The organism is Microbacterium sp., from assembly GCF_029263575.1.
In the GTDB taxonomy this organism is placed as follows: Bacteria; Actinomycetota; Actinomycetes; order Actinomycetales; family Microbacteriaceae; genus Microbacterium.
Window position 1 is genome coordinate 1 of the sequence record NZ_JAJUFV010000137.1, and the last position, 7,879, is coordinate 7,879.

Below are 7,879 nucleotides of genomic sequence, written 5' to 3' on the forward strand. Positions count from 1 at the left end.
AGGCGACTCGCCTGATGTCTCGTACTGAGCAGCGCAAGAAAAGACACCACCTCGGATCTCTCGCCCTCGCGGCAGCCGTGACCGGAGCCCTCGTGGCTCCGATGATTCCCACCGCCGCCGTCGCCGCGGCACCGGCAGGCATCGACGGCGAGGGCATCGCAGCGGCCCCCTACGAGATCGACTCCGCCGCCGACCTTCGCGCACTGACCGAGTGGATCAACGCCGATTCCGGATCGCGCGCCGGATCGCACATCGACCTCACAGCAGACATCGACATGTCGGGCGAAGCGCCACTGCGCGGAATCGACACCTTCACCGGCGTGCTCGACGGCCAGGGTCACACCATTTCCGGCCTCGTCTACGGTGACCGCGACACGAGCAACGGTCGCCTCAGCCTCATCCAACGCCTCGAGGGCGGCACGGTCGCCAACCTCACCCTGAACGGCTTGAGCGCCGACAACGCCACCAGCACCGGGTTTGCCGCCGGCATCGCGATCTACTCGGTCGGCGGCACCATCACGGGCAACACGATCCTCGACGCGGACCTCAGCGCCACCTCAGCTGAGAAGGTGGGCGGGCTGGTCGCCGAGGCCGACGGCGGCGTGATCTCAGACAACTTCGTCGACGCGACCCTGGCCGCCGGTGAGATGCCAGCTGGCATCGCCGCGTATGCGAAGAACGCCACCACCATCACCCGCAACCTCGTCAGCGCCGACATCACCATGGCGCAGCCCAGCGGGAACAACGGCGAGAAGGGCAACAACGCCGGCATGGTCGTCGGCTACCCCGGTACGCCGAACTCGAGCAGCTTCACCGCGAACGTCGCCCTGTCGGGTTCGATCGCCTACGAGGGCAAGATCGACGGATTCGTCGGCCGCATCCTCGGCTACACCGCCTACGACGGCTGGACGGCATCCGACAACCTCGCCAGCACCGACATCACCATCTCGGGCTCGCCCGTCTCCGGCCCCGGCACGAAGAACCAGCACGGCACCGACACGAGCCCAGCAGATCTCGCCAACCAGGCCACCTACGAGGCGCTGGGCTGGGACTTCGCCAACTACTGGAGCTTCGACAGCGTGCTCGGTCACCCCGTGCCGAAGTACTCCTACGCGCTCACAGGAGCCGGCACCTCGGATGCCCCGTTCCAGATCGCCACGGCATCCGATCTTGAATTCCTCGCCGAAGAGCTCAACGCCGACAACCCTCGCTACGTCGACGCCACACACTTCACCCTCACCGCAGACCTCGACTTCGCCGGACGCGAGCCGTTCGTCGGAATCGACGAGTTCACCGCCGTGTTCGAGGGTCAGGGCCACACGATCTCGAACATCGTCTACGGCCCCAGCGCCGGGTCGGCACGGCTCGGTCTCGTCCGCGCGCTGAACGGCGGCAGCATCCAGAACCTCATCCTCGACGGTGTGACCGCGCACAGCGACAGCACCTCCGAGGGTGACTACGCCTCCGCCATCGCCGTGATCGCGACCGATGCGCGCATCGAGGGCGTCAGCGTCATCGGCGCCGACATCGTCGCTACCGGTGCTGAGAAGGTCGCCGGGGTCGCCGCAGAGGCGCGCGGTGCGACCCGCATCCAGAACAACTGGATCGATGGCACCATCAGCGCCAAGAAGATGCCCGCCGGCATCAGCTCGTACGCACACAACTCCACTGTCATTCGCGAGAACCTGCTCTCGGTGTCCGTGATCGGCGCAGCCGACGGCGGCTCGGGCACCCGCGGCATCGATGCCGCGCTCGTCGTCGCCTACCCGGGCAGCGGCAACGACATCGAGATCAGCGGAAACGTGGCATTCTCCGGCACCGTCGACTACGTCGGCACCGTCGCTGGCTTCGCCGGCCGCATCCTCGGCTACTACCAGACCAGCGGTGCCTACCGCGTACCGACGCTGTCGAAGAACCTGGCAAACGCCGAGATCACCGTCGGCGGCAACACCGTGACCGGCACCGCGACCGATCAGCACGGCGCCGACACCACCGCCGCAGCGCTCGGCGAACAGGCCACCTACGAAGAGATCGGCTGGGACTTCGCGCAGGACTGGACCTTCGACGAGGCCCTCGGCCACCCGGTGCCCAAGTTCGTGCACCCCGGCGACCTTCCCGACCGCATCACCACCACCTTCCACGGCGACTCGCGCACGCAGCGCGCCTTCACGTGGTACTCGAAGCTCGGCGAGAGCGGCACGGTCGAGCTGTCGACCTCGCGCGACCTCGCGGATGCCGTGACCGTCGACGCCGACCGCAAGACCAGCCAAGACGGCGAGACCTTCTACCAGGCCGTCGCCGGCGACCTCGAACCCGGCGAGCGCTACTTCTACCGCCTGGGCGATGCGGCATCGCAGACGTGGAGCAACATCGGCACGTTCGTCACGAGCGACGGCGAGTCAGACTTCACGTTCATCGACCTCACCGACTCGCAGTCGCAGAACATCGCCGAAGCCGAGCTGTCAGCCGCGACCATGAGCAAGGCGCTGGCCACGATTCCCGATGCACAGTTCCTCATGCACAACGGTGACGTCGTCGAGCACGGCGACCGCGAGCAGGACTGGATCGATCTGCTCAACTCGGCGCAGTCGACGCTGCTGGCGACGACCATCGCTCCGGTGTCCGGAAACCACGACGAGGCGACGAACGCCTTCGTCGACCACTTCGCTCTCGAAGCGCCGAACGGGCAGAACACCTCGACGGGCGCGTACTACTCGTTCGACTACAACGACGCGCACTTCGCGATGCTCAACACGAACGAGGATCGCGGACAGGCCGTTTCGGATGCGCAGATCGCCTGGCTGCGCGACGACGTCACGGCCGCGCGCGAGAACGGTGCGAAGTGGATCATCGTGACCATGCACAAGGGCATGTACACGACCGCCAACCACCTCGACGATGGTGACATCATCGCCATGCGCGATGCGCTCGTGCCGCTGATCGATGAACTCGACATCGACCTGGTGCTGCAGGGCCACGACCACGTGATGAGCCGTTCGAAGCAGCTCATCTCTGACCCCGATGGCGTCGAGAACGCCGCGGTCGTCGAGACCGATGTGATCACCGAGATCGTCGGCGGCAAGCGCACCGAGTACACGGTCGACCCCGAGGGAACGATCTACTTCCTGCCGAACACCTCCGGCGCCAAGCACTACCGTCAGGCCACGTCGGTCTCGGGCGGCATCGACCTGGAGGCATACCTGCAGCTGTTCGACCGCACCGGCGACCAGGGCACCGAGAACTTCGTCGCGGTCGACGTCGCCGACGGTCGCCTGACGGTTGACGTGTACGACATTCGTGACAAGGGACAGCCGCGCCTGTTCGAGAGCTTCGGCATCGACCGCGAGATCACGCCGGTCGACGCGCAGATCGAGGCTCTTCCCGGCGTGGACGCTCTCACGGCTGGCGACGCGGATGCTGTCGCTGATGTGCGCACGAGCGTCGATGCTCTCACGTCTGCTCAGCAGAGCGGGCTCGTGCACCTCGAGGACTTGCTGGCGCGTGAGGCACGGATGCGGGAGCTGACCGGAGCCGTCGCCACCGACGGTTCGGAGATCGCCTGGTCTGCGACCGATGCCCAGCGCCGTCAGGCTGTCACAGTCACCAACAGCACACGCTCATCGTTCACCGACATTCCGGTGCGACTGGAGCTGACCAACACGGGTGAATCCGACCCGACGCGTATCGCGTTCTCGACCGCGGACGGTGTTCCGGTGCCCTTCGAGGTCGAATCGTGGAACCCCGCCGGCACCTCTGTCGTGTGGGTGCGCCTGCCCGAGGTCGCCTCGGGTGCAACCACCATCTGGGCCTACTACGGCACGGATGAGGGCGAGAACGACCCCAGCGCCGTGTGGGCCGAGGACTACTCTCTGGTCGAGCACTTCGGAACGGCGCCGACCGCGGACGAACCGCTCGTCGACTCAACCGGCACGCGCCATGGCAAGCTCGTCGGCGACGCCCCGACGGTCACGATCGACGACAGTGGCGACGCCGTCGCGCAGCTCGGTGCCGGCCGCCTGCAGTACGCGGGCGACGTCGGAGGCCAGCACGATCAGATCGCGATCAGCTCGCTGGTCTCGCTCACAGCCGATCAGCTCGCCGCGCTGGCAGACAACGCGCCGATCGTCGCGAAAGAGCCCAAGGGCGCCGATGGTCTCACGACCTTCTGGCAGGGAATCGTCGCCTCCAACGGCCAGGTGGGCACCCGCCTCGCCGGAAACAGCTTCGAGTTCGGCACGGTCGATGTGAACAACCGATTCGACTTCGCCGCCGACGGTGAGAAGCACCTCGTCACCCAGACCTACGACGGCATGACGTACTCGGTCTTCATCGACGGCGAAGAGGTGCGCTCGCAGATGGTCGAGTACCGCTCGACGTACGGCGACCCGAGCGTGCTGACGACGATCGGCGACTATTACACCGGCGATGACACCCTGAGCTCACCGTTCACGGGGGCTGTGTCTGACGTGCAGATCGCTGGCGTCGCGTTCACGCCCGACTTCGAGCGATTCCGGTACGAGAACTACCTCGGCGATGCCGTCGCGTACAGCGACGTCGTCTCGCGCACCGGTGAGCCGGTGACGCTCGTGGTCGAAAGCCCCGCGGCAGGGAGCGCGCTCGAGGCCGGACTCGTCGACGTCACCGGCACGCTCTCGCAGCGCGCTGAGATCGTCGCCGTGGTCGATGGTGACGAGGTGTCGCGCACGATGCAGGATGCCGGTGCCTTCACGGTCTCGGTGCCGGTCAACGCGCTCGGCGAGCAGACGCTCACCGTGCGTGCTGAGAGCACGGGCTCGTCGGATGAGGCGAGCATCGCTCTCGATGTCGCTGACACACAGGCGCCGAAGACACCGGCTGTCAGCGATGATTCCGCTGATGCGCAGGGTGAGGATGCCGACGTCACGCTGACGGTTGCGCCCGATTCGGATGACCGCGAGAGGCTGCAAACGACGTTCCACGCGAACGCCACGGTGCCGCTGACCGCAGAGAACACCGTCGTGCGCACCGGCTCGAGCACCCACCGCACGCCAGAGGCTCTGCGGCCTGACAGCGGTACGGTCACGGCGGATCTGCTTCCGACGACCGTCGGCGATGACGAGAATCCCTTCCAGACGTACGAGATCACCCTCACCGACGAGCAGGCAGCGCAAGAACAGCTGCACTTTTCGTGGACCGGCTCGGGTGATGATCGCCGTGTCTCGGCCTACCTGTGGGACACCGAGGCGGAATCGTGGGTGCTGGAGGACACCGGATCGGATGCCGATGGTGGCGAGTTCGCCCTCGATATCACGGCGGATGCCGCGCAGAACGCGATCTCGGCTGACAACACCGTCTCGCTGCTGATCTGGCGCGGGCTCGCATCGTCGCCGTACGCGGAGGGCACCGACTACACGGTCGAGCCCGAGCGCGCCGACTACGACTGGGGTATGGACCACGTGCCGGACACCCAGCTGTACTCGCAGGCGACCCCTGAGCTCATGGTTGACCAGTTCGGCTACGTGGTCGACCGCGCCGAGGAGCGGGGCACCCGCATCGTCGTGCAATCGGGTGACCTCGTCAACCGCGAGTACCTGTCGCAGGAGTACCAGTGGAAGAACGCCGAGGAGGCCGTGCAGCTGATCGAAGATGCCGACCTGCCGTATCTGATCTCGTGGGGTAACCACGACTACTCCGACCCGCGCAACAACCGTGTGATGCTGCCGAAGTACTACCCGATGGAGCGCTTCGCTCAGAGTCTGGAAGGCAGCGAGTGGACGTTCGGCGGCAGCCAGAACATCGACAACTACTACTACACGGGTGAGGTCGACGGAGCGAACCTGCTGATGCTGACTCTCGGGTTCTTCTCGTCAGACAACGCCTCCGATGCCGGACTCGACTGGGCGGCAGATGTCATCGCCGCCCACCCCGACCACACGGTGATCCTGGCGATGCACAACTCGGTGAACACCGGAACCAACGGCTGGTCGAACGGCAACATCACCAACCGGCTGGTCGCGCCGTACTCGAACGTCAAGCTCGTGCTGGGCGGGCACATCACCGGAACGGGTGTGGCCTCGTACACGCGCGGCGACGGCTCGGTTGCCCACGGCATCCTCACCGATTACCAGGGCCGCGTCTACGGCAGTCAGGAGTTCTTGCGCCACCTGTCGATCGACGCCGAGAACGGACTTCTGTACTCGAACACCTACTCTCCGCTGCTCGACGCGACCAGCTCGGACGGCCCGTGGCACCAGGACATCGACGCGCAGGCGATTCCGGGATTCCACGGATCCGACTCGGAGAACTTCGTACTCGAACTCGACCTCGGCGGCGTGACCACACGCACCGTGTCGACCTCGTCGCTGTCGTTCTCGGTTGGCGAGCCGGTGCAGGTCGGCGAGACTGTCACGAGTGTGGGCGACGAGCAGATCGCGATGGTGCTCTCGGGTGCTGTGCCCGGCGTCGAGTACGAGTGGTACGCCGACCTGGTGGATGCCGCAGGCAACGCGACGCGCTCGCCCGTGTCGGTGTTCACGGTCGCAGGCGCAGGCGTCGATCGCCCGAGCGCTCCGCAGAACGTCACCGCGACGGCTGCTGGCGCTGACAGCGTTCGGGTGAGCTGGACTCCCCCGCAGGACGACGGTGGATCGGCGATCACGCGCTACGAGGTCACGGTCGGCGATCAGACCACGAGCGTCGGCGGGTCGGTCCTGTCGACCGAGGTCGGCGGGCTCGCCGCAGGCACCCATGCGGCGAGCGTGCGCGCCGAGAACGCGGCTGGCTGGTCAGAGCTATCGGCTCCGGTCGAGGTCACTCTCACCGGCGATGAGGAGCCGTCGCCGAGCATCGCGGTCAGCGGTGATTTCACACCGGGCGGCGAGATCACCGTGACCGGATCGGGCTTCGGTGCCGATACCGAGTACGCACTCGAGCTGCACTCCGACCCCGTGGCGCTCGGGAGCGTCACGACCGACGCCGACGGGGCGTTCACCCGGGCGGCGACGATCCCGGCATCCGTCACCGGCGGGGTGCACGAGGTCGTCGTTCTGGACGGCGACACCGTCATCGCATCGGCGCAGATCCTCGTCACCGCGAACGGTGATGGGTCGGGCGGCGGCTCCGGAGGCGGCGACGGTTCGGGCTCGGTGACCGATCCGAACGAGAACATCTCGGGTGAGCTGCCGCAGACCGGTGGCGAGCTCAACTGGGTGAGCTGGGCCGCCGGTGGCGCCGCACTGTTGCTCGTGCTGGGTGCCGTGCTGATGATCCGTCGACGTCGGATGATGCTCGACAGCTGATCGGGACGGACGCGAAGCGCCCCTGCACCTCGGCAAGAGGTGCAGGGGCGCTTCGCTGAGCGGCGGGCGTTTGGTCAGGCGAAGTGCTCGGCTGCGGCACGCGCCGTGTAGGCGACATCGTCGAGGTCGTCGCCCGCCACATTCACGTGCCCGACCTTGCGTCCGGGACGCGCCGTCTTGCCATACGTGTGGATCTTGGCCGCGGGGTGCTGCGCCATGACCGCGTCGAAGCGGTCTTCGAACGTGCCTTCGGCGGGGCCGCCGAGAATGTTCACCATCATCGACCAGGCAGCACGCGGCTGGGCGTCGCCCAGCGGAAGATCCGTGACCGCACGCAGGTGCTGTTCGAACTGGCTCGTGACAGCGCCATCCTGGCTCCAGTGGCCGCTGTTGTGCGGACGCATCGCCAGCTCGTTCACGAGAACGCGCTCGTCATCGGTCTCGAACAGCTCGACAGCCAGCATCCCGGTGACACCGAGCCCCTCAGCGATCTGCCGGCCGATGTCTTCCGTGATGTGCGCCAGGCGCTCCCCCGCGCCGGGAGCCGGAGCGATCGCCTCGGCGCAGACACCATCGCGCTGCACCGTCTCGACGATCGGATA

Annotated in this window: 2 protein-coding genes; one reads left to right on the forward strand and one right to left on the reverse strand. The window is 66.7% G+C overall.

All coding sequences use genetic code 11. The features are described from left to right. Positions 1-14: 14 nt before the first annotated feature. Positions 15-7,277, forward strand: a complete 7,263-nt coding sequence (locus tag Q1J95_RS12520) for a DUF2341 domain-containing protein (protein WP_300268039.1) — start codon at positions 15-17, stop codon at positions 7,275-7,277. A gap of 74 nt (positions 7,278-7,351) precedes the next feature. Here the strand turns inward: Q1J95_RS12520 and Q1J95_RS12525 are convergent. Next, positions 7,352-7,879, reverse strand: a 528-nt coding sequence (locus Q1J95_RS12525; protein WP_300268041.1) for an ATP-grasp domain-containing protein, incomplete at its 5' end; no start/stop codon positions are given.

Bases quoted from the DNA above. Each gene is read 5' to 3' on its own strand.
- Q1J95_RS12520 (WP_300268039.1), top strand. From the start codon at position 15: ATGTCTCGTACTGAGCAGCGCAAGAAAAGACACCACCTCGGATCTCTC.